We start from the raw sequence: 25,531 nt of genomic DNA on the forward strand, positions 1-25,531 counted from the left end.
AACCTCCTTCTCACAAATCTGTCTAATGATCTTGAATATGTATGTTTCTATCGAAAATATCTTATACTCCCAATCTACCCACTCCCCCCAAATATCTCTTCTTCTCCTGAATGTATCTTCTTCTCTGCTACCTGATCAAACGGGATAATCGTGCAAAGCGTCTGGACAACGGATGTTCATCTGCCGATCAACAGCTTATTGTATAATGGATGGATGATATAACCGGTCGGGCTGATCGCATATCTTTTTCCCGTATCGAGCCCGGCAATCCTCTCCATGTCTTCGCCGGTGAGTTCGAAGTCGAAGATTTCGCTGTTCTCGCGGATTCTTTGCGGATTGGAGGATTTTGGAATAACGATGATTCCCCGCTGCAGATGCCAGCGCAAAGTGACCTGGGCCACGGATTTTTGGTGCCGGCCGGCGATTTGTTGCAAGACCGGATGTTCCAGTAACGCTTTATTCCCTTGACCAAGCGGCCCCCAGGCCTCGTGCAAAATCCGGTGTTTCAGCATGTACTCGTGCAGTTCGTTTTGTGCAAACTCCGGGTGGGTCTCAATCTGGTTAATCATCGGCGGGATTTCCGCGTGGCTCAGCAAATGCTCGAGATGCCCGATCTCAAAATTGGCCACACCGATCACCTTGATTTTCCCTTCCGCGTATAACTCCTCCATCGCCCGCCACATTTCCAGGTAACCCGGTGCCTCAAAATGAATGAGGTACATATCGAGGTAATCGAGGTTCAGCTTTTTAAGGCTTTGCTCAAACGCCTTCTTCCCCGTTTTGTAACCTAAATCCGTGTTCCAGACCTTGGAGGTGATAAAAAATTGCTCACGCGGTACTCCGCTCTTCTGAATCTCTCTTCCTAGCGCTTCTTCGTTGCCGTAGATTTTGGCCGTATCGAAATGGCGGTAACCGGTGCGGATCGCCTTGACAATCGCCGTTTCAAACTCGGCGTATTTATTAATTTTGTAGACCCCAAAGCCCAGTTGAGGGATTTTAACGCCATTCGCCGCTTCTGCCGTCTTTGTCTCCAAAGTCATCTTAGTCATCATATTACTCTACCTTTCAACTATTTAAAATATTCTCAATATTCTATATATAAATTATATTTATTTATGGGCAAAAAAAGGACGGAATTCCATTTCGCTTGGCCGTCCTTGTTTTTACTTTATCAAATCAATTAATCTAACTTCCGCGAGCGATTGCCGCAGCGTCTGTTCCGCCGCTTGAAGGCGGCCGCTCAGCTTTTGCTGGATTGCGGCGACTTCGGCGTCTTTGCCTTGCACCGCCACATCCGTATGAAGCTTGAATAAAGGCTTGCCCGGTTCCACCGCCAAGAATACGTCCAGCAGAGTGATTTCCGTTAAAGGCTTGGCCAGCATAATACCGCCTTTTGCCCCCTCCTTGGCCACCGTAAGCTTGGCATTGCTCAAGTTCCGAATCACTTTGACCGTGGTCGGCATGGGAATGTTCAATTGCTCGGAAATGACCTTGGTCGATAAAAAGTTCGCGCAGGGCTCCTCCGAGATCCCGTGAATATAAAGCAATATGGAAACCGCCTGCGACAACGCCGTGGAATAAGCCATGGAATCCATCCTATCTTGTATTTTCTAAACATACTATATATTAATTATATTTAGTTTTGAATTATTTCAATTATTTTTCTCGCGCACATCAGTTTGAACGCTTTGATCCGGCCCGTGGAAGGAAAAGCGGTCCCCGGCAAAGATCAGCAAACTCGCCCTGACGGTATACTGTGATGACGGCGTCCTCGGGCAAATCGCGAATCAGCTCCAATTTCAGCGGTTCCCCCCAGCGCTTCGAACATGTTCATGGCATCCTGGCGGCTCACGACGTGCCTGATGATCGGCAGGTCCTCTTGAATAATCTTCTTCATTTCTTGTTCGATCGCGATCAAGTCTTACCTTTAGAAGCCCCCAATTCATCTAATGCCTTTTGCTTTCTTTGGGGACCGTAAAGGAGACGACCGTTCCCTGTCCGGGAGAGCCCTGAATTTGCAGGCCTCTCCCGAACAATTGCTTCAAACGGCGATCGGTGTTGGCCAGACCGACGCCCGGTTTTCCAACGAGCTCCTCCCCCTGGTGGAGAATCCTCTGCTGCGCGCCTTGATCTATGCCGACGCCGTCATCCTCAATGGATATTTCCGCACGGTCCCCCAAGTCGAGCACCCGAATCCGGACCGTACCTCCCTGGGTGCGGCTAAGCACGCCGTGCCGGACGGCATTTTCCACCAAGGGCTGAACGGAAAGCGGAGGAACTTGCAACTCAAGACGGTCGTCCGCCTCCCACTCCACCTGAACGCGGTCTCCGAACCGCTCCTGCTCGATGTACAGATAAGCTCGCACCAGCTCCAATTCCTTCCGCAGCGGAACCAAGCGTTCCAGGTTGGCGAAGTCGAAGCTGGCCCGCAGGTAATCTCCAAATGCAAGCAGCAGGCTTCGCATGCGGTCAATGTCGACTTCGACAAGCGCGGCCAAAGAATTCAGCGTATTAAACAGAAAATGCGGCTGAATTTGCGCCTGCAGCCACGCCGCCTCCAAGCGCGATTGCTCGCGCGCGGCCCGGGCGACATTCGTGAGCGCCTTTACCCGCGCTCTCAGCTCGTGGGAGTCGACAGGCTTAACGATATAGTCGTTGGCCCCTGCGCGGAAGCCCGCTTCAATATCCTCCGTTCGATAGCGGGCCGTGAGCAGCAAAATCGGCAGCTCGGAATGGGAAAAAAGAGAACGGACGGTCCGGGCGACCTCGTAGCCGGACATTTCCGGCATCATCACGTCCGCGACGACCAAATCCCACGCTCCCGCATTCAGCAGCGACAATGCCTCGGAGCCGCTTGTTGCCGTCACGATTTCATATTGATCCGGGGCCAGCGCATTGGTCAGAACGCGCAGATTCACCGGATCGTCGTCGACGGCGAGAATGCGGGGCCGGTCTTCGCGCACGGGAGCTTCCTCCGGCACGGAAGCGGCGACCGTCTCGACGAAGGTAAGAACCCCAGCGTCTTCGACCGGCCGGCTTGCGGCGGCCGCATTCGCCGCCGGTCCGGCCTCACCCGGTTCCGCCATGGGCAAAGTAAACCGGAACACAGAACCGGCGTTCGGCGCCGAACTGACCGTCAGCTCTCCGCCATGAAGCTCCACCAGGCGCTTGGTGATCGTAAGCCCCAGCCCAAATCCCGCCGCATTCGTCTCCGCCTGTGCCGCGCCTTGTTCGTAAGGCTGGAAGATCCGGCTCACCGTCGCCCCGTCCATACCGATCCCGGTATCCGAAACGCGGATCACCACCCTGCCGCCTTCGGCCTCCGCTTCGACCGCAACTCGCCCCTCGTTCGTAAATTTAACCGCATTATGCAGAAGGTTGAACATGATTTGCACCAGCCGGTTCTCATCCGCCAGTACCGGCGGCAGCGAATCCGGAATCCGGTTCTCGAGCCTGACCGGCTTTCCATCCGTCATGAACCGGACCATGTCCAGCACGCCGGCGGCCTCCGCCTGCAGCCGGAGCGGGACCGGATTCAGCCGGATCCGGTTCTCCCGCAGCCGGGTCAGATCGATCAGATCATTCAAAAGGAAGGACATGCGCCTCCCCACCGAAACGAGCAGTTTCAAGCGCTCCCGATTGGCCTCATCGTCTGATCGCCCCCCGCTGTCAAGCACGGTCTGGGCCATATTCAAAATGCCGTGAAGCGGATTCCGCAGCTCATGCGAGGTTTGGACCAGAAACTCGTCCTTGAGCTTGTCGGCGGCCTGCAACCGTTCCGCCAGCCTGGCCGTCTCGGCGGCATTGCGGAAATACTGCCTAAACCAGTACAATGCAAAAGCGGTAAACAAAGCCAGCATATCGAAAGGATAATAGCCGATATCGAGAAAAAGCGAGTAACTCGCGATTCCCCAAACTACATTCCCCGCGATCGCTACTATCCCGAGCAGCAAATAGATCGCATCGGGAACGCCTTTCCGTACCGCCAGATAGAGGAAAATCGGGGCGGTTACGAACGAAACCAGCATCAGCACGGTATGCAGCCCGTCGGCATAGGTGTACAGCCTAGCCGGCAGCGCAAGAACGAGCCCCCCGAAGACAATGCAAGCGGCCAAGTGCCAGCGGGAATGGCGAAGGATCGGGAACTCCGGCAATAAGCTTCTAATATATTGCAACAGCAGCGCCGCTACACCTAAGTAGGAGAGATAGAAAACCTTATAAGTCGTTTCGTAATCGACCCCAAACCAGGCGGACAGAATACGGTCCTGGTCGACAGCAATGGCGGCGGCCCCGAAAAGCGCCAGCAGGGAGAAAATCAGAAGCGGCCTCTGCCGGGCGCCGATAAAATAAAGAACGAAAGCGTACATGGCATGCATGATCATCAGCAGGCACATCGCCGCTTGCGATCCGGCGGAGAACCAATAAGCACGGCTCATTGCCTTGGCCGTTCCGAAACTGATCGGCTCGTTCAGGCCGCCCATGACGCGGTCATCATAATTCGCCGCTTGCAGCACGATATCCAGAACGCCGTGCTCGGCGGCGAACGTGGCGGAATACGGCACATTGCCCGCCGTGTAGGATGATGCACTGTCCGCCGGCTGACCGGATCCGCCCAGCAGCCGCCCGTTCACATACAAAGACGAGGATGCGGAAACTCTCGGCACGCGAACGGTCAACTTCGGCAAGTCTCCGGACGGCAGTAGAACACGCAGGCGGTACGTCCCGTATCCGAAAGTCGACCTGTGCGGCGGAGAAAAATCCCGCTGCCAGCTTCCGGGGACCGTTGCCGTTTTGGCTATGCCGCTTTCCAGCTTAATCGTACCGTCCGGACCGGGCATCACCAGCTGCGACGGATAAAATTCCCATTGCCCGACGAGAGAAAGTACCGGTTTGGAAGAGGGGTCCCAATCACGCAGATCCAAAAGCCCCCCTTCGGCTTCGACTTGGGTCGAAGTCGTCTGTACGTTAATCCAAGCGAGGCGAACCAAGGTTAAGGCGAGTAAAAACAAGCCGACAATGGCCGCGATTTTTCTTCTTTTCATCATAAAGATAAAGATTCGACAAAATCAGAGAAATTCCTCTGTACTTTCTCACGGGTACAAACCGGCAATTTTCAGCACATGGCTGCGGAACGCCTGAATCAACTCCGGCGGTCCCAGCACTTTCGCTTGCACGCCAAATCGAATAATGTGCTGAACGGCCTGTTCCACCGTATAATAATAAGCCGATACATGCAGCGTCCCGTCGGCATTCAGGATGATCCGGCCGTGATCGAATTCATCCCGTACCTTTGTCTTTGCAGAAGGTTGAAATTGCAGCAAGGCTTCTACTCCGCCCGGAGGCTTTTGACGTCCTTTATCCACATCTTCTATCGTCAAATGGCGGCGATCAAATTTCTCCGAGAGCACTTTCAGATGATTCATGCGGGATAAGCGAAAAACCCGAAGCGCTGAGCGAAAACGGCAAAATCCCCATAGATACCAGGCTCCGCGCATCAGGTATAGTCCCATCGGTTCAACGGTCCGGGTCGTCTCCTCCCCGCGGAAATCCATGTAATCGAACTCGGCCACACGCAGCTCGCGGACAGCAAGATCGAGCGAGCGGATCTTCTCTCTCTCATCCGGCTTCGAAGCATGTTGAAAGTCCAACCTTGCAGCCGTAGGAGGTGCGGAGTGTTCGGGCAGGAGAGCTCCGATTTTCTCCAGCAGCCCGGTCAAATCGGGATTGTCCGTAGCCGTTTGAATGCCCCGCACGGCGGAATAGAGGGAATACAGTTGCTCAAGCGTCAACATTTGTTTATCCAGCCGATAGCTCGGCATAATCTCGTATCCGCCGTCGGGTCCCGGATAGGAGATGATGGGGATGCCGGCCTGACTAAGCGTCTCGATATCGCGATATACGGTCCTTAATGAGACTTCGAACCGCTCCGCCAAATCCTCGGCCGTCAGCCGCTTCCTGCTGCCAAGCAGCGCCATCGTGATGGATAGCAAGCGATCCAGCTTCAATCGTATTCCTCCTTTCTCCGAGATAATGAGTTGCCGCATTCCTCATTGCCCGATATACATGCCGGTGGTGGAACCTTTCGCATTCAACAACTGCCTTGGCGTTCCTTCAAAAACAACGCGCCCCCCTTTGCTCCCGCCTTCCGGTCCAAGATCGATAATCCAGTCCGCCTGTCTGATGATATCCAAATGATGCTCGATGACAATCACCGTACTTCCTTGGTCAACAAGCCGGTTCATGATCGCCAGCAGCTGCCCGACATCCGCCATATGCAGTCCCGTCGTCGGTTCATCCATCACATAGATATGGCCTTCTTTGTGCAGTTCATTCGCCAGCTTGACGCGCTGGCATTCCCCGCCGGAAAGCGTGTTCAAAGGTTGACCCAGCGTCAAATAACCTAATCCGACGTCGTTTAGGGCTTGCAGCGGCTGAACGATTTCTCTCTGTTCAAAAAAATCGAGCGCCCCCCACACCGTCATGTCCAGAACGTCAGTAATCGATTTTTCTCTCCATTTATAGTGAAGCACCTCATCCCTAAACCTTCGTCCCTCGCACGTCTCGCATGCCGTCTTGATGCCTTCCATGAAAGCTAGATCCGTATAAATGAACCCTAACCCTTGACAGTCCGGACAAGCGCCTTTGGAGTTAAAGCTAAAAAGGGAGGCGCTTTTTCTGTTGGCTTTGGCGAACAAATTTCGAATCATGTCCATGATTCCTGTATAAGTCGCAGGATTGGAACGAATGGACGTGTGTACGGCCGATTGATCAATGACCGCGGCTTCGGGATACCTGGTTATGAATTCATGGTGGACGAGCGAGCTTTTTCCTGACCCGGCGACACCAGTGATCGCCGTGAGCACGCCCTGCGGAATGCTAACGGTTACGTCCTTTAGGTTGTGTGAGGTGGCTCCTTCGATACGAAAGTGTCCTTTCGGCGCGCGCACCGTTTCTTTTAAAGGCCATGGCCGGTTCAAGTGCTGACCCGTAAGCGTAGCGGAGTTGTACAACTGCCGGACCGTGCCTTCAAATACGATCCGTCCTCCCTCGGTTCCTGCGCGGGGCCCGACATCGACAATATGATCCGCGATCCGGATCACATCGGGATCATGCTCAACGACCAGGATCGTGTTGCCTTTATCGCATAATTTTCGCAGCAGCTGATTTAGACGCCGAATGTCTCTCGGGTGCAACCCGATGCTCGGTTCATCGAAGATGTACACCATATCGGTCAGACTGTTGCAGAGCTGCCTTACCATCTTGATTCGCTGGGATTCGCCTCCGGACAAGGTTGTCGTTTCGCGGTTCAGACTTAAGTATTCCAGTCCCACATCGATGAGATGCTGCAGCCGCTCCGTCAAGCTGGACACCATCGGCGCCGCCACCGGATCGTCTATCCTGCTTACGACTTCGAATAGCTCGCCAAGCTCCATCGCCACGCATTCCGCGATATTATAGCCGTTTATCGTACAGCTGAGTGATTTTTGACTAAGACGCGTCCCTTTGCAGGTCGGACATTCGACTTGGGTGATGAAGCGCTCCACCTTGTGTTTGGTGCTTTCGGACAATTCATTACTGTCTCTTTGAATATACAGGCGTTGAAATTTGGGAACAACCCCCTCATAGTCGGACTGGATCGGGCCTCCCTTTGACGGCAGCTTAATCTTCTTCCCTTTGCCGTACAGCAGCATGTCCCATTCTTGTTCCGAATAATCCGCCAGCTTCTTGTCATTGTCAAAGAGGCCGGACAGGGTGTACGTTTTCAAATACCATGATCCTACCGCAAATACGGGAAACAAAATCGCCCCTTCATTCAGGGACTTGGACTTATTAAAAATTTTGCCGATATCCAGCTCCATCTTTTTGCCAAGGCCTTGACAATCGGGGCACATGCCGGCCGGGTCGTTAAAGGAAAACACATGGGAGTACCCGACAAACGGCATGCCTACGCGTGAATACAGGAGCCTCAGAATCGAATAAATATCCGTGATGGTGCCCACCGTAGACCGTGAGTTGCCGCCCAGCCGTCTTTGATCGATAACGATGGCGGGCGACAGATTTTCAATCGCATCCGTATCCGGCTGTTTAAATTTGGGGAGACGATTGCGGATAAAAGCTGTATACGTTTCGTTCAACAACCGCTGCGCTTCGGCTCCGATCGTGTCGAACACAAGCGAAGATTTTCCCGAGCCGGATACCCCGGTGAAAACCGTAATTTTCCGCTTCGGAATTTGCAGGGACACATTTTTTAAGTTGTTTTCTCTCGCTCCCCGTATAACGATGTATTCTTGCCAAGACATGACACTCGCTCCTCTTTCGTTCCAAGATGCTTCTATTATAAAGAGGAGACCCTGACAGCTATTTGTCAGGGATTTAATCCACCACTTGAAACCAGCCCGGTGTATTGGTGATCATTCCCCAAAAAACATCCGGAATCATCAGCTCTTTTTGCGCGGAACGGGAAAGCGTCGTTTTAATTTCCTGTTCACGGCCGCTTTGCACCAAGGCAACCCATTCCGGATTCATAACCATCGCATGGCCAAGCGAGATTAAAGGAACGCCGGTTTCCAGGGCTTGAACGACATCATCCGGAGTCAACAACCCGCCGACGCCGATCACGGGGACGCGGTCGCCCACTCGTTCCTGTATCATGACGATTCTTGATTTTTTAATGCTGTCGTCCCGTCTCGGGCCAGCCCAGAAACGATCTACGGAAATATGAATGTAGTCCAGGGTTTGTTCAGCTAGCACATCTACGAAATGAAGTGTATCCGTCATAGTGATTCCAGGAGTTTCGTTTTCCTCGGGTGAGATTCGATATCCGACGGCAAATGGCGACGTGGCATGTGCTGCAACCGTTTCTTTTACACGTCTTACAACTTCCAGAGGCAAAGTCATGCGTTTCTCCAACGTTCCGCCCCATTTATCCTCTCTTCGGTTGGAGCGGGGGGAGAAGAATTGCTGCATCAGGAATCCGTTGGCACCGTGAATTTCAACGCCGTCAAAACCGGCCTCAATCGCTCTGCGCGTCGCCTGAGCGTACTCTTCAATCACGGTTTCAATTTCCGCGTCGGTCATTGCTTTTGGAACGGCTGCACCTTCACGTTCTACCGCGACAGGACTTGCGCCCAGTATATGACCGCCCGGGACTAGGGCCGGATTGCTCAAGCGTCCGCCATGATAAAGCTGAACAATCGCTTTGGCTCCATTTTCCCGTATAGCAACCGTCAGCTTTTGCAATCCAGGCAGCAGCGTATCGTTATCGATACCAATACCGTGTTCAATCAGCTTCCCGTTTGGCGACACCAGTGCGCCGGTCACTACAGCCCCAACTCCCTGAGCGCGTGCTTTATAAAAAGCTAACTCTACATCCGTCAATTCTCCATTTGCCCCGGATGCCGTCATGCTCATGGGAGCCATAAGCACCCGGTTTTTCAATTGCACACCTGAAGACAGGGTAAACGATTTGAAAAGGGATTCATACTTTTGATTCATATTTCATTCCTCATTTCTGTATATATTCTTATTAAGGACCTATTGGTCCATAATAGACAAAAAAATAACAGGCTTAGCCTATGTTACGAACCGATCGGTCCATAACGATGAAAAAGAAAGTGAGCAACTCGCTCCGGTTATTTCAATTTTTCCAAAATCACCGAAATCGAATCCTCGATTCTTTCCCGTTTGGATTGCGCTCGCACCATGACGTTAATTCCTTGCAAAGAAACAGTGAGGAAGCGGGCAAGTTTTAACGATTCGATATCAGTAGGGAGGGAGCCATTGCTTTTCCCTCTTTCAATGGCATCCAGATAAGCCTGCTCGACATCGTCAAAATCGCTTTCGACCATCTTTCGGAACTGCTCGTCATGGGGAGCCAATTCGATCGCTTCATTCGAAGTCATGCAGCCCAGTTGACTGCCCTCACCGTCAAGCAGCGCATGAAAGGAGGTTTCAATCCCCCGGTACACATTCTCGTCGTTCAAGCAATCGATTAGACCAGCCATGCGTTTAGTCCGGTACAATGCAAATGCTCGAATAAAAAGATCATGTTTGCTGCCAAACGTTTCATAAAGACTGCTTTTGCTAAGCCCTGTTGCCTGCAGCAAATCACTCAGGGACGCAGCTTCATACCCTTTGCTCCTAAAAAGTGTCATTGCTTTTCTCAACACATCGTCTTCATCGAAGTTACGCGGGCGTACCATATTGTGCCACCTCCCGAACAAAGTATATACCATTTCGGACCGATATGTCCAGAATGAAAATGTAACAGGCCGTCCATGATGGATGGCCTTAGCGCCTAAGCAGAACGATCCGGAAATCGAAGTTCAATTCTAACGGACACCACAGACCTTAAGGTCAGCGATATTAAGCGATTGCGGCGGAAACCGGGTAAGTTCCCCCTGTTCCGCCGCTGCTTTTCCCCCACCGACTTATGGACGCTCCCTGGTGTACATGTTCTGATCCTGCAAGCGGATCAGCACTTTGCCAAAACGGCCGCCCTGCCGGATTTCCACCTTGTCCGCCGGATAAGTCCGTTCCAAATAATCCGCGACAATGTTCCGGGACCGGTCGTCCGCAGGCAAATTAAACATTTTCAGCCAGTTCATCACTTCCTGGAGGGCAGCTTCTCTGGAGAGCTCCGTCGTTTTCAGTTCCTTGGTAACAAGCGACTCATAAGAATAGCCTTTGAGATAGAGTAAATGAAGCAAATAGGCCATCTCCAGATGTTCGTTTTTCATGGGCTGATCCGTAACCAGCGGCCAAATCTCGTTCACCAGACTGTGTTCCCTGGAACCCGCGGACAGACTGATATAGCAGAATTTCCGCGCGCAGCTCAGCACCTTTTCCACGCTTTCCCAATCGACAATCACCGGACACATGGAGACGAATACAAAATCAAAAGCTTTCTCCCACCCTTTGGCTTGAATATCGATATCTTCGAACGGCTCAGCTACAACATCCACCTTCCCGTTTGCAATTCCCGCAATATTTTCGCGCAGCAGCTCACTCAGTGAAAGATTAGGTTCCACCGAGGTAACACGGGCCCCTCGTTCCGCAAACGGCACCGTAAATCCGCCCGAGGCAGCTCCAATGTCCAAAATGGTGTTGTCTTTGAAGGTTACGCCCTGCCCTTCCAGCCAATTCATAATCCGCCTTGCTCTTTGTCTGCCCTCTTCGTTAAACGCTTGCTCGTTGAATGACTTTGCCTTATCGTCAAACGTGCGGACCGGATCGATCCCGGCGTTTTTCATCTTGTTCACCGCGGTATGCGTATCTTCCTTCCACGCTTGCTCCCAAGCGGCTTCATTAAAAAAATCATTCCTCATATTGCATATCTCCTTCCATCTCTTCAGTAGATTTTAAAGACTTTTTATATCTACAATAAAATCCAAAAAAACAGTCGTTCCTTACAGAACAACCGTTATTTTCTTGGCAAGCTCGGACATTTTTTGGTTTCTTAAATACTCCTCCATCTGCTCTTCGGCCGATACCATCACCTTCTGGATCAGACATTCCGATCCATGGTTCAGTTCGCATTCGAACAAGGAAGCCGTGCCTTCAATGGCATGAATTATATCCAGGAACGAAATTTCTTCCCAGTTCCGCTTTAACCTGTACCCGCCGTGAGCACCCGAAGTGGATTCAATCATTCCCGCCTTGACCAGCTTGGTTAGTATTTTGGATAAATACGTCGGCGAAACGTCCTGCCGCTCCGCCAATTGCTGTACGCCAACAAGCTTATTCGGAGTGGCCGCGGCAAGAAAAAGCATGGTATGAAGGGCATAGTTCGTCGCTTTGGAAAACTTCATCGCGTTGTGTCACCTCAATCAAGGACTTTACTTATCCAAAATAACTTTTATGCGGAGCGATGTCAAGGTTAATGATCATGATTGGACATGGACGAGCTCTAGGTTAATACGATGCCTGGCGGCTCTCCGGTACTTGCGGCTGAACTGAAGCAAACGGAATAAAGAAGGTAAGAAAAAAACCAAGCGCAGCCGCCGCAGTTAGCGCCCAAAACGCTGCATGAATCCCTTCGAGCATATTTACAGGAAAAACGGCCAGGCTGGCATCTGCAGTAAAAGTCATCATGGTGATCAGCAAGGCCCCGCCCATGGACATGCCCAAGAAACGGATCGCCGTCGTCATAGGCGGAGCATACGTACTTATGGGGACTGGGAAGACTTGCTACGGCAAAAGCGGTGATCGGTGTCAACATAAAGCCCATCCCGGCCATAAGGCCCGATAGCCATCCGAACAATCCCATAAGCAAAGCGCCCGGAAAAAGCAGGAGCCCCGACTCTCTCGGCATCAGCCCTCTGACATTTTGGGCATAAATCGGAAGCAGCAGTTCCGCCCCAGCCATGACGATATACAAAATTACGCCTATGATTGAAGGATATGTAAATCGCGGATACCGAAACACGTTGAAATCAAGCAAAGGCACAGCCAGCTCAAATTGACGCTTCACAAACAAGAACACCATGATGAGCCCAACCGCAATAATGGAACATGAGAGACGGGCGCTTACTCCCTGTTCGCCAACGATGCTGAATCCGTACAACAGGCCGCCGAATCCCAAAGTAGAATAAAGGATCGACCTGCGGTCCAACTTCGCTTTTTCGATCTCCCCCACATTTTTCAAACAAAAATAGGCGACAACCATCATAATGCAATCATCACCTTCAGTTTATTATGCAGTGAGCTGTTGTAAGACACCTTTGGGCAAGATGCCCACTTCTTTATTAATGAGCTTCCCGTCTTTGAAGATCAGGGTGGTCGGTATGCTCATAATCTGAAATTGCGAAGAAGTTACTGGATTTTCGTCCACATTCACTTTGACCACTTTAACTGAACCGTTTGCTTCCCTTGCAAACTCCTCCAGAATAGGTGCAAACATCTTGCACGGACCACACCAAGCAGCCCAAAAATTCACAACGGTTACCCCCTCCGTTTGCACCATTTCCTTAAAAGTTGAATCCGTAGCGTGCTTAATAGCCATCATGATCATCCTTTCGAATATATATATTATAGATATTTTATATCTGTAATATTGCAAAAAAAATAACTCCTGCTGCCCAGTTAACATATTCGCTTTCTATTACGGACTTTGCATATCTATAATATATTTTATCCATCCTTTTGTCAACACAAAAATAGCTTTATCCACACCGTCCGCGAGCGGCGGCAAGAAGAGCGCCTGGAACGCCGTTCTCTTCTTGCGCCGTACGTTTAATTGTGGGGTATGGACGAAGATTTCCGTATGCGAAGACAAAGCTATTATTGATTGATCACTTATTTTCCTGTAAAGCGCGAATCGTATCCGTGATTCCTTGCTCGAAGGGCGTTGAACGTATCGGTCCAATCAGACGTTTGTATTTATCCCCGCTCAAGACCACCGGTTCTACGGTCAAATAGAGCATTTCCACCACTTCCTTCATAACCGGCACACCCATTCCGAGCAGAGATAGGCCGATTTTTCCGAGAGGAATCACCGGCTTACTACTTCCGCTGGCCTTCCGGGCGATTCGCACGATGTCTTTGCCCGAGATTAAGCCCGCGCCCGGAATATGCCAATTCTGTCCGTAGGCATCGTCCCGGCCGGCGGCTTCCACGATCATGAACGCCGCGTCCGGCAAGTAAACGAACTCCCGGGGAACACGCATGGTGCCGATGAAAAACGCCATCTTACCGGCCGCGATCGCTTCGAGCGTTGAGCCCAGATAAGACGCTTCATTCGCCGTGGGGCCGTAATAATCCGGCAAGCGGGCAATCAGCACTTTGGCTCTTTTCCACCGGCCGTCAAACAGCATTTTTTCGAAGGCAAGTCTGGTCTTACCCTTTTTCGTATGCGGCTGCTTCGGATGCTCTTCGGTTGCTCTGGCCATCCGGCTTCTCCCATAAGGATAGATGCCATCGATGGCGACGACCTTCAGGCCCAACCGCTCGGCTGCCTCCATGACCGACTCGCCCAAAGGAATCAGCTTGCTTGCCATCTCGTGGTACGGCACGTTCGCAGCGTGGAACAGGACTTCGGCGTCTTCCGCAGCGGAAACGATGTCTTCCGTCCGGAACGCATCGCCAACGGCAATCGTCAAATGCTCCGGCTGTCCCAACTTAGTCTTCAGTTGCTCCAGCTTTTGCCGGGATCGCCCGAAAGCTACGGTCCGAATCCCCCGCTTGACCAATTCCTCCGTGATCGACGCCCCCGTGCCTCCCGTTGCTCCTACCACAATCGCTTTTTTCATCAGGATCACCTCATTAATGAATTTTGTTATTGATCAATCACTAACTTTGAAATCAATATATCACTTTGTTATTGATTGGTCAATTACTATTTTGAGCGCAGTTCCTCCGGACGACCTGGACGCGCTTTTGAACCGGGGTGTTCAACGATTTATATTCCTCCGAGGAAAGCCAAATTAGCAATTCATAAGTAATATATTCCGTAGAATGATGATATTATAGTGCTAATTCTCAAAATAAAGGATTGGTAATAAATGAAGAGCGATTCAAGCAGAACTGACACCGCATCCCGAATTTTAAAAGCGCCGCCATCCGCCGTCTATCAGGCATTCATGAATCCGAATTCGCTTGTTGTCTGGCTTCCGCCGGAAGGGATGGAAGGACGAATCGACACATATGTACATACTTATTGATTTCGCCCGCTTTGACTTCCATGGCGCATTTTTCCACAACCCCCATTAAGCTGCATCCCTCCTCTTCCACTGTATAACACTTAAGCAGCAGCAAAAGGGACACCTAATAAAATTGAACATTTTCCCATCTATAGTACAATAGAGAGACAGGCTTTAGAATTTTTATGAACAAAGGAGCGTGTGCAAATGTATACAACGATTAACGGATTCTTAAACGATTGGAAGCAGGAGGCTTCGCTTACGCTGCAAGTATTGGACAAATTGACGGACGCATCGCTGAGTCAGGCAGTGTCGGACGCACAGCCGCGTACGCTTGGCGAAATCGCCTGGCATGTCACCCAGAGCGTTGGTGTATTTTTCAATCAGATCGGGCTGCAGCAGGAGATCCCAACGCCCGTAGCAGGTTCCGCGTCGGCCATCGCCGAGGCCTACCGCCGGGCAAGCGAATCGGCGATTACGGAATTGAGCGCTAATTGGACGGATAAGGACGACCAGCTGCAAGAGCCGATCAAGCTGTTCGGCTTTATCGACACCACCGTTGGCGGTGTATTGAATACGCTCGTTCGCCATCAGATTCACCACCGAGCCCAAATCACGATTTTGATGCGTCAGGCGGGATTGGCGGCTCCGGGCGTATACGGGCCGAACGAGGAAGAGACGGCGGCGATGAAGGCGGCGCGCTCCCAGTCTTAACAAAGTTTGTAAAGACAAAACCCTCGTTCCTGACAAGGACACGAGGGTCTATTCCCTTTTTTGCCGGGATATCCATACCTTACATTAAATCCAGTTGGTAATTGACCGCATATTCCACGTCTTTGAAACCTTCCAGGAGATACAGCGCCTTGGCACGCTCGTTTTCCGCGTTGACGCACAGGATTGTCCGGGAATACCCCCGATCCTTGGCAAACCGCAAAGCCTTTCGCAAAAGCGCCCTCCCCAGCCCTTGTCCCTGGTATTCGTTCCTTTATACCTTTATAAGGATATACGTTAGTTGACCGGGCATAGTTTTTTTTGCGCGTGACAAAACCGGCCTTGCGGCCGGCTGGCATCTTGCTGAAAGCAATTACGGCACTTAGGCGGATCTCATCTTTTGCAACTCGCCCCAAGCAGGACATGAAAAGATGGTTTGGTCCGGTATATCCTTAATGTCGGCCTTAGCTTTCTTTCTTCTGCCGTCTTCCGCATCTGCCGCACCAACTCCGCCGTTGACCGGTGTCAGCATTGTTGGCATCACGTCCGATGGCAATGGTTACAAGGGGAGCAATTCAAACCTTTCCGGAACCGAGTGTGTGATTGCAGTTTATTGTCAAGGTACGATCTGGGCGCCGCCGAACTATCCGGTCATCAGTCAAGGTGGTGAACTCGTTCCAACAACAGAAGATCGGCCTAACGAATATGTAACAGATTCAGGGGGGTATGTCATAGGGACGGTCCATTATCGCGCTTTTGATCTGAGTGACGTAACAACCGGTATTCTTTCGGCTTCCGCTCAAGACTATAATACTCCTCATAGAACATTTACCGATTTTATCTCTATCACAGTGTCGTAATTTAGAAACTAACCTATAATATTCCATTGACTTCTCGCCGATAAAAGTTATGAGTCAACCGAAGAAAGGAGGATCAACAATGGCTATAAATGCGAAGGTCAATGGACAATTCACGCCCGAATTTGCCGCATATACGAAACTTGTTCTCGTCAATCGGATTCAAAATCAAGCTCGCGGTATACGTACTGAAACCCAAAGCAATTCCATGAGTTTCCAACAGTTCATGGAGGCGATCCAAAAAGATCAGGAAGTAAATCATGCATACGCTAGGCCAGTTTCCGAAAACGAAGTGATCAACAATCGTATTTATGAACAAAACAACGGCCTTAGCTTTAGCGATTTCGCCACGGAACGTTATGCTGCAATTGAAAGAGCCTATGAGCTTGGCTTGGTCGACCGCAGCGGTGTTTTGCTTGCTTCTTTTCAAACAGAAGCGTAACAGATTCTATGAAAAAACCTCGTTTATAGAATTGGCGAACGAGGTTTTTTCATTTTGTAATTTTTAGCAGCGATTTATTGCTGGAATAAAGGGGGTTACGTTTCCCATTAATTCACGTCCCCCAACTAAAGATATCATTTCAGTCCTTATAGAACTGAAACAGCCCAACGATTTACTATAGAGGACGTTCTCTAACGCTTTACTTCAGCGTAAGAACGACTTTACCATACCCGTGTCCGGACTCGACTTCCCGGTGGGCGTTTGCGGCTTCTTCGAGGGGAAATGCTTTACGGATGGGGATACGAAGCTTCCCCTGAACATATAGGTCGACAAGCTCGGCCAGGCGCTCCTTGGATCGCTGGCTGCGGATAACACGCACGCCGAGCCGCTCCCCCAACTCGAATGAAACGATTGTGCCGATGCGGTGCTTGTCGATCCCAATCGCCAAAGAGCTGCGCAGCGCATCTTCTCCGGCCGCGTCCAAGGCGGCATCCATCCCATTGGGGGCAAGAGCGCGGACGTTTTGCACGAGTTCGTTCCCATAAGCGACGGGGATCGCGCCAAGCGAACGGAGATAATCGTGGTTGCGCAAGCTGGCGGTGCCGATGACGTTGGCTCCCCAAGCTTTGGCCAACTGCACGGCGAAGGTGCCTACCCCGCCGGCCGCGGCGTGAATCAATACCGTGTCGCCCGGGCCGACGCCCAGCTCCTTAAGCGCCGTGTGAGCGGTTTGACCCGACGCCGGCAAGCCGCCCGCTTCTTCCCAAGGCATTTCGTTTGGTTTACGCACGATCTGATCGGCAGAAACGACCACGAACTCGGCATAACAGGCCAGCAGCGCCCAACCCAAAACTTCATCTCCGGTGAAAAAATCCGCAACGCCCTCTCCAACCTGATCGACGATGCCGGCAAACTCGTTGCCTAAAATTTGCGGGAAGCTGATCTGAAGTCCCGGCGGCGCCCATCCGCTGCCGCGAACCGAACAATCGAACGGCTGAACGCCGGCGGCTCTTACCCTTACCCGAACTTGACCTTTACCGGCTTTAGGGTTCTCCAGTTCCATAACCTTCAGCACTTCCGGCGGCCCAAACGAAGCAATCGCCGCAGCTTTCATGCCCTCTCTCCCTCCTCTTGCCGAACCGTTCTCAAGACCCGGTTCCATTTGATTAACTGACTGAGCATTTCGCCCGCCATTCCATCGTTCACCTCCTGTCCGGGACCTGGACGTATTGTCAGTGTCCGTATCTATGGCTATTGTAAAAGCTTTATTGTATATTGAATAATATATATTTCCTTATCTTTTTATATTGTTGAGTGTATGAATATGAGGTGTAGATTATGGAACTTTTGCAGCTGCAGTATTTCCGGACCGTCGCCCGTCTTGAGCATATGACGAAAGCCGCGGAGGAAATCCGCATAGCCCAGCCCGCGCTGAGTCAAACGATCGCGCGGCTGGAGACCGATTTGGGGGTTCCTTTGTTCGACCGTAATGGAAGGCATATTAAGCTAAACGGATACGGGAAGGCCTTTTTGAAAAAGATTGAACCTGCCCTTGCTCTAATCGAAGAGGGACGCGCGGAGGTTGCGGATTTGGCCGGTTTGGAAGGCGGCCGCGTCTTTCTGTCGACCACGACGCACAAATGTTTTACCGACGTCATCGGCTCGTTTATCTCCCGGCATCCCAAGGCCAGACTGCAGATCACCCAGGCCTCGACCCTGGATAAAATCAAGCAATTGCGAAGCGGGGACATCGATTTTTGCATCACCTTCCCTCCGCTGCAGGAAGAAGGCATTGAAGGGATTCCGTTCCTCACCGAAAATATCAACATCGCCGTGCCTTTGGCGCATCGTTTGGCCGATCGGTCAAACATCGACTTAAGCGAGCTGGCGGACGATCCGTTTATTTGCATTCATGCGCAAAATCCTTTTCGGCAGATGACCGACGCTTTTTGCGAGCAGGCCGGCTTCGCTCCGAATGTGGTTTGCGAGGTCGATGAATTATCCGGAGTCATTCATTTTTTGCGCACCGGGATTGGCGTCGCCTTCTTGCCGGAAACCCTTTTTGAAGGTCAGGAAATGGGCTTTCGGCTGATCCGTATCGAAAACCCCGACTGCCGGCGCACGTATCAAATCGCCTGGCTGAAGGACCGCTACCTTTCCGTTGCCGCGCGCACGTTCCGGGATTATGTCGTCGATTACTTTCAGGAGCAGCCCAAACAATATAAGATTTAACGGTTAGCGGCTGCATTCTAAATCAACTCTCGCTAGCCTGATTCTCCTCCTCCTCAGAAAGCAAAAAAGGACAGCCCTCTTTATAGAGAACTGTCCTTTCTCGCATTTGCGCCAAGTTATGCAATAACGTCGTTTAGTAGGTTAACTCTTCCAAATATCCCAGGATAATGGCTCCGATTAGAAGCATAATTATTCCAAAGGCAATGCCCCAACCGGAGGTTCCACCCTTTTGTTGAATTAGATTACGGCGAATTTCCGGATTTGCATGCAATAAAAGGATGTGATCAATCTCTTTTTTGGCTTTGCGGTAATACAATTTATTTCCGAATATTCCGTTTAAGATAAAGATTATTGTAAGCGCATACCTAAGCGAGAAGCCCAATAACAGTTCAAACAATCCCAACACGACGGTGATTCCTATGTATATCGCGCATTCGGCATACATTTTTCGATAACCGAACCATACAGGCGAAAAAAGAAAAGCCGGCCAAATCCATTTAGAATCTTTACGCCATTTTTCAATATATTTATCACCGTGGGTATACAACCTTAACCATTCAAGTTCAGGCACATCATTAGAGTTTGATTGGTGATTTTTCCAAGTGGGGGCTTGAAGTTGATACGTTCGCCCTTGATGCGTTTGTTGTTGATTTGCCTTCTGCCGATAAGCTTGGTGCTCCAAAGGTTTCCCACAGTTTTCACAAAAGCGGGCTGTCGTACTTGTACGCTGTCCGCATGAAGAACAATACCTTGCTTCCAAATAAATTCTCCTTCCTCCGTCATTATGTCTCCCGTTTACAAGTTCATATTCTTAACAAACTTTTTATTAGAAATAGTCTATATGAACTATAGTCATATTCTACTACAAAATGGGAGAGTGTCACTATGAATCATAGCAGCAGTTGTAGTGGAGCCGCCCCACTCGAGCGTACCTGCTGCCTACTGCAGCTTTCTTGGTTCATTGTTGAATGGAATTGTTGTAAAATGTACAATTACTAATCCGGGAATGCTGCCACAGCGCTTGTTTAAGTGTAAAACCTGCAATTACTCCGCCATCTTTTAAGATAAGGCAAAGAAACGAGGAACTAACTGTATGAAATGCAATTAAACGAAGGATTGGGTGAATGGATATAAAGTTAGTTGTATGATTTGCAATTAATGGTCATAGTAGGGCCAATTAAGGAACATTTAGAGTCGATGATATAATGATTGCTGAACCAACCTAAGGAGCCTGTAAACAAATGGACACAACAAACCAATCATACTACCGAGCTATTCTGGCCGCTTATCCGCTGCCTCCCGCCCTGCGGATCGAAGAGCGCGACAGCGGCATGAACAACACCACCCGCTACGCCGTCCTTGAGGACGGACAGGTTCAGGTTCTGCGCGTTTATGAGAACCATCGTTCGGACCTGAAGCTGGCGGCCGAACACGAGCTGCTGCTCCTGCTGGCGCGGCAAGCGCTGCCGTTTCAAATCCCTTGCCCGCTTCATACCAAACAAGGCGGGACCTGGACGACCGCGCCGGACGGAAAGCTGGCAGCCGTGTTCGCGTACTTGCCCGGCGCGAAACCGGCGGCCGGCCGCCACGACTTGTCTTACGCCTACGGGCGTGCCGTCGGCGAGCTCACGTTGGCCATGGAGGAGCTGCAGCCTGCAGCCGCGCCCGCTTATCCGCCTTACGATGAGCTGCTCGGCCCGGATACTGAAGAAGCGGCGGCAAGCGCCCGCCGCCTCTATAACACGGATCCGGCTCTCAGCGCGCTGGCCGGAGATGCCGGCTTCCTGCTGGACGTCCTGAATTCGTTGTCCGCCCAGGCCGCATCCATCCGCCGCTTGGAGCGGCAATGGATTCATGGCGACTTCTCGCACTCCAACGTCCTCGTGGAAGGTGGGGAAATCCGCGCCGTGCTTGACTTCGAGTTCGCCACCCGCGATCTCCGGGCGATGGAACTCGCCGTCTGCCTGGCCGAGCAGCTCTCTGCTCCCGGCGGCCTCTCGAGAGCCGTCGCGAAGGAAATGCTGGCCGGCTATCGCAGCGTGCGCACGCTTGTGGCGGAGGAGTTGGAACGGCTGCCCGAGCTGCTCCAGCTCCGCAAGCTGGACGTCTTCCTGCACTTCCTGCACCGCTATCAGGCCGGACTCGATCCGGCTCAAGTCTTGCAAGACCAAACGAGAAAATCGTCGGCCGTATGCCGTTTTATCGGCTCGCATGCCGATTGGATCCGCAGCCTGTGACCGGAAATATGAAAAAAAGAAACCTTCGGACTTCACTTGCGATCCGCAGGTTTCTTTTTTGTTATTCTACTTTTTTTCCCGGATTCAAATAATGGAGTCCAAAGCATGTTTATTCACCTCTGTCACAAAATTTAGGTATTACTTCTGTAACAATCGACTCGAAGTACCCTGATCGTTTTCCCACTCGGGGTATGGTCTATCTCTTCAGCAAGCTCCAGATCGCCGCATCTCATTACAGGTTCGAGCAGCATAACATATCTATAATTTCCGGGCTGCTCCTGAAAAAGCCTGAAAAGTGCCGCAGCATCTTCACGATCACCATATAACGCAATAACTTTACAATAGGAAGCCAGTATAGCTGCGGAAGTCCTTGGATAGCTGCCGAGAAGACGGCCCAGTTGTTCCGTGTATGGAAGCATCATACTCTCCTCATTTCTAATACAGGTAATTCCCAAGTCAACTGCTGCGGTTAGACATATAATTTGTCCCGCTCAAACGCTCCCCTGCTCGCCCGGCTTGGCCGCTAGCGCATCCCAGACGCTCATCAGCTCTGTAATGGCTGCGTCAATAACCTCGTAAGGAACGCCGTCCCGGGCTTGCGTGGAAATTCCTCGTAAAAATGTTTCAAATAACGTAACCACCATGGAGGTATCCGTGAATTTGGGCAACTCTCCGTTGGCCACGGCCCGTTCTATACAATCGTTCAGCCAACCGCGGACCCGCTCCCTTTCCTTGGCCAGCATCTCTCTGATGTGTTTTTGCTCGGGGGAACAGTTTACAGCGGACAAAACCAGCAGACAACCCCGAGGATGGGAATTCTCCGTCTGCATTCGCGCCGATTGCCGCAATCCCAGCTCCATGGCCTCTTTCGCTGATATGCTCGTATCCCTGAAAATTTCCGAAACATGTCCATAAGTCGATATATATCGATCCACCGCTTCGCGGAATAGCGCTTCCTTGGACTCGAACGCCGCGTAAAAACTCGCCGCCGATATATTTCCCATCCCCGCCCGCAACTGAGCCAGTGAAGTGGATTCATAGCCATATTCCCAGAACAGAAGCATGGCGGCAGCCACTGCCTCGTCACGATTAAATGCGCGTGGACGTCCCGTTCGTGGCATAAGATGACCTCCCTTATGATTTTTATACTAATCGATCCACAACTCCTTGACAAGGGAGCCTGCCCCAACTTAATATATGGAATGATCAATCCGTAATTTAATTCAGCTTAAGGAAGAAACTAAATGCTTCAATACTTCTGACAAGGATGTGTTGATAGATGATCAACTTTAGAAACGAAACCTATCGCTGTACTTCGGAAATTGTTCTCAGCTTAATCAGCGGGAAGTGGAAAATCGCCATTTTGAACCACTTAGCCAAAGGCCCGGTACGGTATAATGAACTACGGCGGCTGCTCCCTGAAGCGACCCAGCGCATGCTTACGATGCAGCTCAAGATGCTGGAAAACGATGGGCTCATTATCCGCAAGGTTTATCCGGTTTCACCGCCAAAAGTGGAATATGATTTGTCCGAGCTTGGCAAACAATTGGCTCCCATGCTTTTGATGTTATGCGATTTTGGCACCACCTATATCGAAAGCTTTCCCGATGAAGTATCGTACACCAATCATAAGCATGCTTAAGGAAAATACGCGGTTAAAGGGCCCCCCTTAACCGCGTATTCCGTGATCACAAGCTTCCTTCGTGTATTGGCCGCCCAGCCCTTGCTCCGCTTTAGAAGCGCTGCGAGCAAGACTTACAGCACTAAAAATTGCGTTCCGAACCCCTTGCCGGAAACATATGCCGCTTCCAGTTCCTCTGGATTCCCTCTGTCCAATAAAACCACATTTTCGGGATACAGCTTCCCTAGCAGAGCCCATAACACAAGTTCATTTCCGCCGGTTGGAATAAAATGAATGCCATCGGTGTTCGTCACCAGACCGGAATGCGAGAGAATGTCTGCCGCAAGGTGCCGGCTGAGGGAGTTTCGCTTCGCGGCTGCGGTATCGGGATTGTCGCTCCCATGCGGACGATATAAAAACCGCTGGCCCCTAAAAAGCTGGCCGAGATCTACCGCAAACTCGCGGCCTTCCATTTTCAAGCTGAACCGCAGGGTTGTTCGATCGTCTCTCCTATTTGGCAACAACCGGGCGATGGCTGGTTCATCATTATGCTCCCCGGAATAAGCAAGCCTTTCCTCCTTGTTTACCGGTGCCCCCTTTCCCGCCTCGTTGCGCGGCGCGGCATAATAATCTTCATATTCATAGTCAAAGGAGACCGCGGCCAACTCTTGTGTTTCATCCGCTCCATCTGCCGCTATGGTTTGTACCGGATGCCATTTCAGCAGATAGCGCGCCGCCGTCCCGGCCTGCTCTCCCAAACCCGCCGGCAAGACGGTTCCCAGACGATATTGGAAGCCGTAACCGGCTTTGGTTAACCCTGAACTGACCACACTTTGCGCATACTGGACCATCGATTTGTGCGTCAACTTTTTCCCCAGTAATTGCGTTAAAAAAATCTCCCGGGCCGGCTCCAGAAAACGCAGCCCTTTGAACTCCGCGTACTCCTTGACCTCGAACGGAACCTCCTCCCAATTGGCGAACGGAAGCAAGGCATCCCGCAGCAAAACGAATTGGTGCAGGTATTCATTATAAATCTGCATGACCCTTGGGCCGCCGAAGGGTCCCCAAACCTGAGCAATCGCCTCCGGGATCAAGGCATGACCGTAACAATGGCTTCTAAATTCCAGCTTTCCGAGCGTTTCCGGCCCATACTTGGCGAGCGTCTTTTTCCCGGCATTTATCTCCCTGGCCCAGCTTACCAATTGCTCGCCGATGCGCACCGCTTGAGCCGTAATCTCGGCGCCGGCTTTATCCTCAAGCGCCAATGGCCCCAGCGGCAAAGATGACACGCGTCCGGAAATCGCCAAATTGGCTTGAAGGCTGTCTAGCAGCACCGCCGGATCGCTGTTCACCGGTTCTCCAAGCTGTACCAGCATCGCCTCGAGCATCTTATCGAGCTCCATAACGATCTCTTTCGCCCGATATATTCCCGCGGGCAAATTCCAATCCAAAGCCGCGTTTACGCCCTGTCTGATGGAATCGCCGGGATACTTGCCAATGAGAGGCTCAATATCGATAGCCTTCCCCCATACGATTCGCTTATCATTCAAAGTAAGTTGATATTCCTGCATACTTTCGCACCTCACCTATATGTTTTTAAACGACCGTCGCACTCGGCGAATTTTGGATCGACCGTTCTACATGTAGGTTATCAGGTTGCCCTGTGCTTGAATAGTACGCACTTTTTTGTATGATCCGATCATTTTTGTAAGGTAGGATACATTTTGATACTGCTCCCGATAGGTTTGGCAGTTTATCTATCTTCGCAATTCACTAAGCTATAGACATAGATTATCAATATAAAACATCTGGACTAAATAATAAAAGCACAACACTAACACGGAAAGTCCATCACCGTCCGAACTTGTTGTTTTAATGCAAAATCATTTAAACAACTCCATATATTCTTTGGCGGCTTTGGACAAGTACCCGCTGCTGCGGTAAATGACTGACGGCTCGGAGCAAAGCGGACAGTCGGTGATTTGCAAAACTTTGTAGTTGCCCGGCGGACTTAAGTCCAAAACGGATTTAGGAAGCAAAGCCGCCCCGAATCCGCCGGTAACCATACTGAGCAGCATCGCCGAATCATGGCATTCACATAAAATGTGCGGAACCTCACCCAGATCGGCAAAACACTTCATAATTCGCCCGTACATCCCATCACTGCTGGCAGAGCGCAGCACAATCAACGGCAGATCGGCAATTCGTTGAAACCCAACCGCTTCCCGCTCACGGTCCGCCAAGCTCCAATGCTTGGGAATCACCAGCACTAAAGGGTCCGGCGGCAAGCGAAACGAGCTCAGGCCCTTTACCGGAAGCGGACTGCTGCTAATCGCGATTTCTATCTCCCTGTTCTCTATCAATTCTCCCAGGCGAACCGGGTCCCCTTCCCAGACTTTATACTGCATATCGGGGTATTTTTCGCGCATGCGCCTCATCTTGGACAGCATTAATGCCGCACAGTACAGACTTGAACCGACAGAAATGAATCCGTGCGCCTCCTTGTTCATTTCCCGCATTTCCGTGACCAGTTCGGAGAAGCTGGCGAGCAATTGCTTAGCGTTTTGATAGAGCACTTCCCCTTCAGGAGTCAGGCTCACCTTCCGTTTATGCCGTTCAAACAACAATACGCCGAGCTCGTCCTCCATCCCCTTAAGCTGCTTGCTGAGCGGCGGCTGCGCCATATGCAGCCTTCTTGCCGCTGCCGTAATTTTGCCTTCCTCCGCGATCGCCACAAAGTATTTCAGCTGTCTGATATCCATATAAGGCCGCCTCCAATCCATATATAGCCA

General features: G+C 51.2%; 23 protein-coding genes and 2 pseudogenes. 6 read left to right on the forward strand and 19 right to left on the reverse strand.

Annotated features, from left to right (window positions below; genetic code table 11):
* Window positions 1–176 precede the first annotated feature (176 nt).
* The 13 genes and pseudogenes from NYE74_RS20745 to NYE74_RS20805 form a co-directional block, all read right to left on the reverse strand.
* Window positions 177–1,040, reverse strand: coding sequence for an aldo/keto reductase (locus NYE74_RS20745; RefSeq protein WP_036628215.1), 864 nt, complete (start codon window positions 1,038–1,040; stop codon window positions 177–179).
* Between the two features lie 123 nt (window positions 1,041–1,163).
* Window positions 1,164–1,586, reverse strand: a complete 423-nt coding sequence (locus NYE74_RS20750) for an RrF2 family transcriptional regulator (RefSeq protein ID WP_036623219.1) — start codon at window positions 1,584–1,586, stop codon at window positions 1,164–1,166.
* 86 nt (window positions 1,587–1,672) lie between these two features.
* Window positions 1,673–1,921, reverse strand: a pseudogene (locus NYE74_RS20755) (threonine--tRNA ligase); the annotation flags it as partial.
* Between the two features lie 25 nt (window positions 1,922–1,946).
* Complete coding sequence (locus NYE74_RS20760; protein WP_227872769.1) at window positions 1,947–5,045, reverse strand: hybrid sensor histidine kinase/response regulator; 3,099 nt, start codon at window positions 5,043–5,045, stop codon at window positions 1,947–1,949.
* Window positions 5,046–5,090: 45 nt separating this feature from the next.
* A complete protein-coding gene (locus tag NYE74_RS20765) occupies window positions 5,091–6,005 on the reverse strand; it encodes a helix-turn-helix transcriptional regulator (RefSeq protein WP_036623221.1) in 915 nt (304 codons plus the stop codon).
* A 42-nt stretch (window positions 6,006–6,047) separates the two neighbouring features.
* On the reverse strand, window positions 6,048–8,300 hold the full coding sequence (locus tag NYE74_RS20770; protein WP_341005163.1) for an excinuclease ABC subunit UvrA: 2,253 nt from the start codon (window positions 8,298–8,300) through the stop codon (window positions 6,048–6,050).
* A 73-nt stretch (window positions 8,301–8,373) separates the two neighbouring features.
* Window positions 8,374–9,495: an NADH-dependent flavin oxidoreductase gene (locus tag NYE74_RS20775; protein ID WP_036623224.1), complete on the reverse strand. Its 1,122-nt coding sequence runs from the start codon at window positions 9,493–9,495 to the stop codon at window positions 8,374–8,376.
* Window positions 9,496–9,632: 137 nt separating this feature from the next.
* Window positions 9,633–10,202 carry a TetR/AcrR family transcriptional regulator gene (locus NYE74_RS20780; RefSeq protein WP_341005164.1) on the reverse strand — a complete coding sequence of 190 codons (570 nt, stop codon included), beginning with the start codon at window positions 10,200–10,202 and terminating at the stop codon, window positions 9,633–9,635.
* A gap of 228 nt (window positions 10,203–10,430) precedes the next feature.
* Entirely contained in the window at window positions 10,431–11,327 is an 897-nt protein-coding gene (locus tag NYE74_RS20785) for a class I SAM-dependent methyltransferase (protein ID WP_036623228.1), read from the reverse strand.
* A gap of 81 nt (window positions 11,328–11,408) precedes the next feature.
* A complete protein-coding gene (locus NYE74_RS20790) occupies window positions 11,409–11,810 on the reverse strand; it encodes an Rrf2 family transcriptional regulator (RefSeq protein ID WP_341005165.1) in 402 nt (133 codons plus the stop codon).
* Between the two features lie 103 nt (window positions 11,811–11,913).
* The gene (locus NYE74_RS20795) at window positions 11,914–12,150 is read right to left on the reverse strand and encodes a hypothetical protein (protein WP_124332186.1); all 237 of its coding nucleotides are present in this window, start codon (window positions 12,148–12,150) and stop codon (window positions 11,914–11,916) included.
* A gap of 544 nt (window positions 12,151–12,694) precedes the next feature.
* Complete coding sequence (trxA, locus tag NYE74_RS20800) at window positions 12,695–13,003, reverse strand: thioredoxin (RefSeq protein ID WP_036628220.1); 309 nt, start codon at window positions 13,001–13,003, stop codon at window positions 12,695–12,697.
* A gap of 289 nt (window positions 13,004–13,292) precedes the next feature.
* Window positions 13,293–14,249: an SDR family NAD(P)-dependent oxidoreductase gene (locus NYE74_RS20805; RefSeq protein WP_155620617.1), complete on the reverse strand. Its 957-nt coding sequence runs from the start codon at window positions 14,247–14,249 to the stop codon at window positions 13,293–13,295.
* Between the two features lie 597 nt (window positions 14,250–14,846).
* On the opposite strand from NYE74_RS20805, the gene NYE74_RS20810 reads away from it, so the two are divergent.
* Window positions 14,847–15,353: a DinB family protein gene (locus NYE74_RS20810; RefSeq protein WP_036623230.1), complete on the forward strand. Its 507-nt coding sequence runs from the start codon at window positions 14,847–14,849 to the stop codon at window positions 15,351–15,353.
* 79 nt (window positions 15,354–15,432) lie between these two features.
* Here the strand turns inward: NYE74_RS20810 and NYE74_RS20815 are convergent.
* Window positions 15,433–15,609 (reverse strand): annotated as a pseudogene (locus NYE74_RS20815) (GNAT family N-acetyltransferase); the annotation flags it as partial.
* 172 nt (window positions 15,610–15,781) lie between these two features.
* On the opposite strand from NYE74_RS20815, the gene NYE74_RS20820 reads away from it, so the two are divergent.
* Complete coding sequence (locus NYE74_RS20820) at window positions 15,782–16,210, forward strand: hypothetical protein (RefSeq protein ID WP_124332189.1); 429 nt, start codon at window positions 15,782–15,784, stop codon at window positions 16,208–16,210.
* A gap of 79 nt (window positions 16,211–16,289) precedes the next feature.
* The gene (locus NYE74_RS20825; protein WP_036623231.1) at window positions 16,290–16,649 is read left to right on the forward strand and encodes a hypothetical protein; all 360 of its coding nucleotides are present in this window, start codon (window positions 16,290–16,292) and stop codon (window positions 16,647–16,649) included.
* A gap of 199 nt (window positions 16,650–16,848) precedes the next feature.
* Here the strand turns inward: NYE74_RS20825 and NYE74_RS20830 are convergent, their stop codons facing one another.
* Window positions 16,849–17,763 carry an NADP-dependent oxidoreductase gene (locus NYE74_RS20830; RefSeq protein WP_036623233.1) on the reverse strand — a complete coding sequence of 305 codons (915 nt, stop codon included), beginning with the start codon at window positions 17,761–17,763 and terminating at the stop codon, window positions 16,849–16,851.
* Between the two features lie 224 nt (window positions 17,764–17,987).
* Here NYE74_RS20830 and NYE74_RS20835 point away from each other — a divergent pair, with 224 nt between their 5' ends.
* On the forward strand, window positions 17,988–18,881 hold the full coding sequence (locus NYE74_RS20835) for a LysR family transcriptional regulator (protein WP_341005166.1): 894 nt from the start codon (window positions 17,988–17,990) through the stop codon (window positions 18,879–18,881).
* Window positions 18,882–19,014: 133 nt separating this feature from the next.
* Here NYE74_RS20835 and NYE74_RS20840 read toward each other — a convergent pair whose 3' ends face one another.
* Window positions 19,015–19,641 (reverse strand): DUF2628 domain-containing protein, encoded by a 627-nt coding sequence (locus NYE74_RS20840; RefSeq protein ID WP_341005167.1) that lies wholly within the window; start codon window positions 19,639–19,641, stop codon window positions 19,015–19,017.
* A gap of 481 nt (window positions 19,642–20,122) precedes the next feature.
* On the opposite strand from NYE74_RS20840, the gene NYE74_RS20845 reads away from it, so the two are divergent.
* Window positions 20,123–21,118, forward strand: coding sequence for a phosphotransferase (locus NYE74_RS20845; RefSeq protein ID WP_036623236.1), 996 nt, complete (start codon window positions 20,123–20,125; stop codon window positions 21,116–21,118).
* A gap of 491 nt (window positions 21,119–21,609) precedes the next feature.
* On the opposite strand, the gene NYE74_RS20850 is transcribed toward NYE74_RS20845, so the two are convergent.
* Window positions 21,610–22,239: a TetR/AcrR family transcriptional regulator gene (locus tag NYE74_RS20850; RefSeq protein ID WP_036623240.1), complete on the reverse strand. Its 630-nt coding sequence runs from the start codon at window positions 22,237–22,239 to the stop codon at window positions 21,610–21,612.
* Window positions 22,240–22,397: 158 nt separating this feature from the next.
* On the opposite strand from NYE74_RS20850, the gene NYE74_RS20855 reads away from it, so the two are divergent.
* On the forward strand, window positions 22,398–22,760 hold the full coding sequence (locus tag NYE74_RS20855) for a winged helix-turn-helix transcriptional regulator (RefSeq protein ID WP_036623243.1): 363 nt from the start codon (window positions 22,398–22,400) through the stop codon (window positions 22,758–22,760).
* Window positions 22,761–22,873: 113 nt separating this feature from the next.
* On the opposite strand, the gene NYE74_RS20860 is transcribed toward NYE74_RS20855, so the two are convergent.
* Window positions 22,874–24,310: a hypothetical protein gene (locus NYE74_RS20860; RefSeq protein ID WP_036623245.1), complete on the reverse strand. Its 1,437-nt coding sequence runs from the start codon at window positions 24,308–24,310 to the stop codon at window positions 22,874–22,876.
* Window positions 24,311–24,622: 312 nt separating this feature from the next.
* Complete coding sequence (locus NYE74_RS20865) at window positions 24,623–25,501, reverse strand: LysR family transcriptional regulator (protein ID WP_036623246.1); 879 nt, start codon at window positions 25,499–25,501, stop codon at window positions 24,623–24,625.
* Between the last annotated feature and the right edge of the window lie 30 nt (window positions 25,502–25,531).

This window comes from Paenibacillus sp. FSL P4-0127, from assembly GCF_038007325.1.
GTDB classification, from domain to species: Bacteria; Bacillota; Bacilli; order Paenibacillales; family Paenibacillaceae; genus Fontibacillus; species Fontibacillus macerans.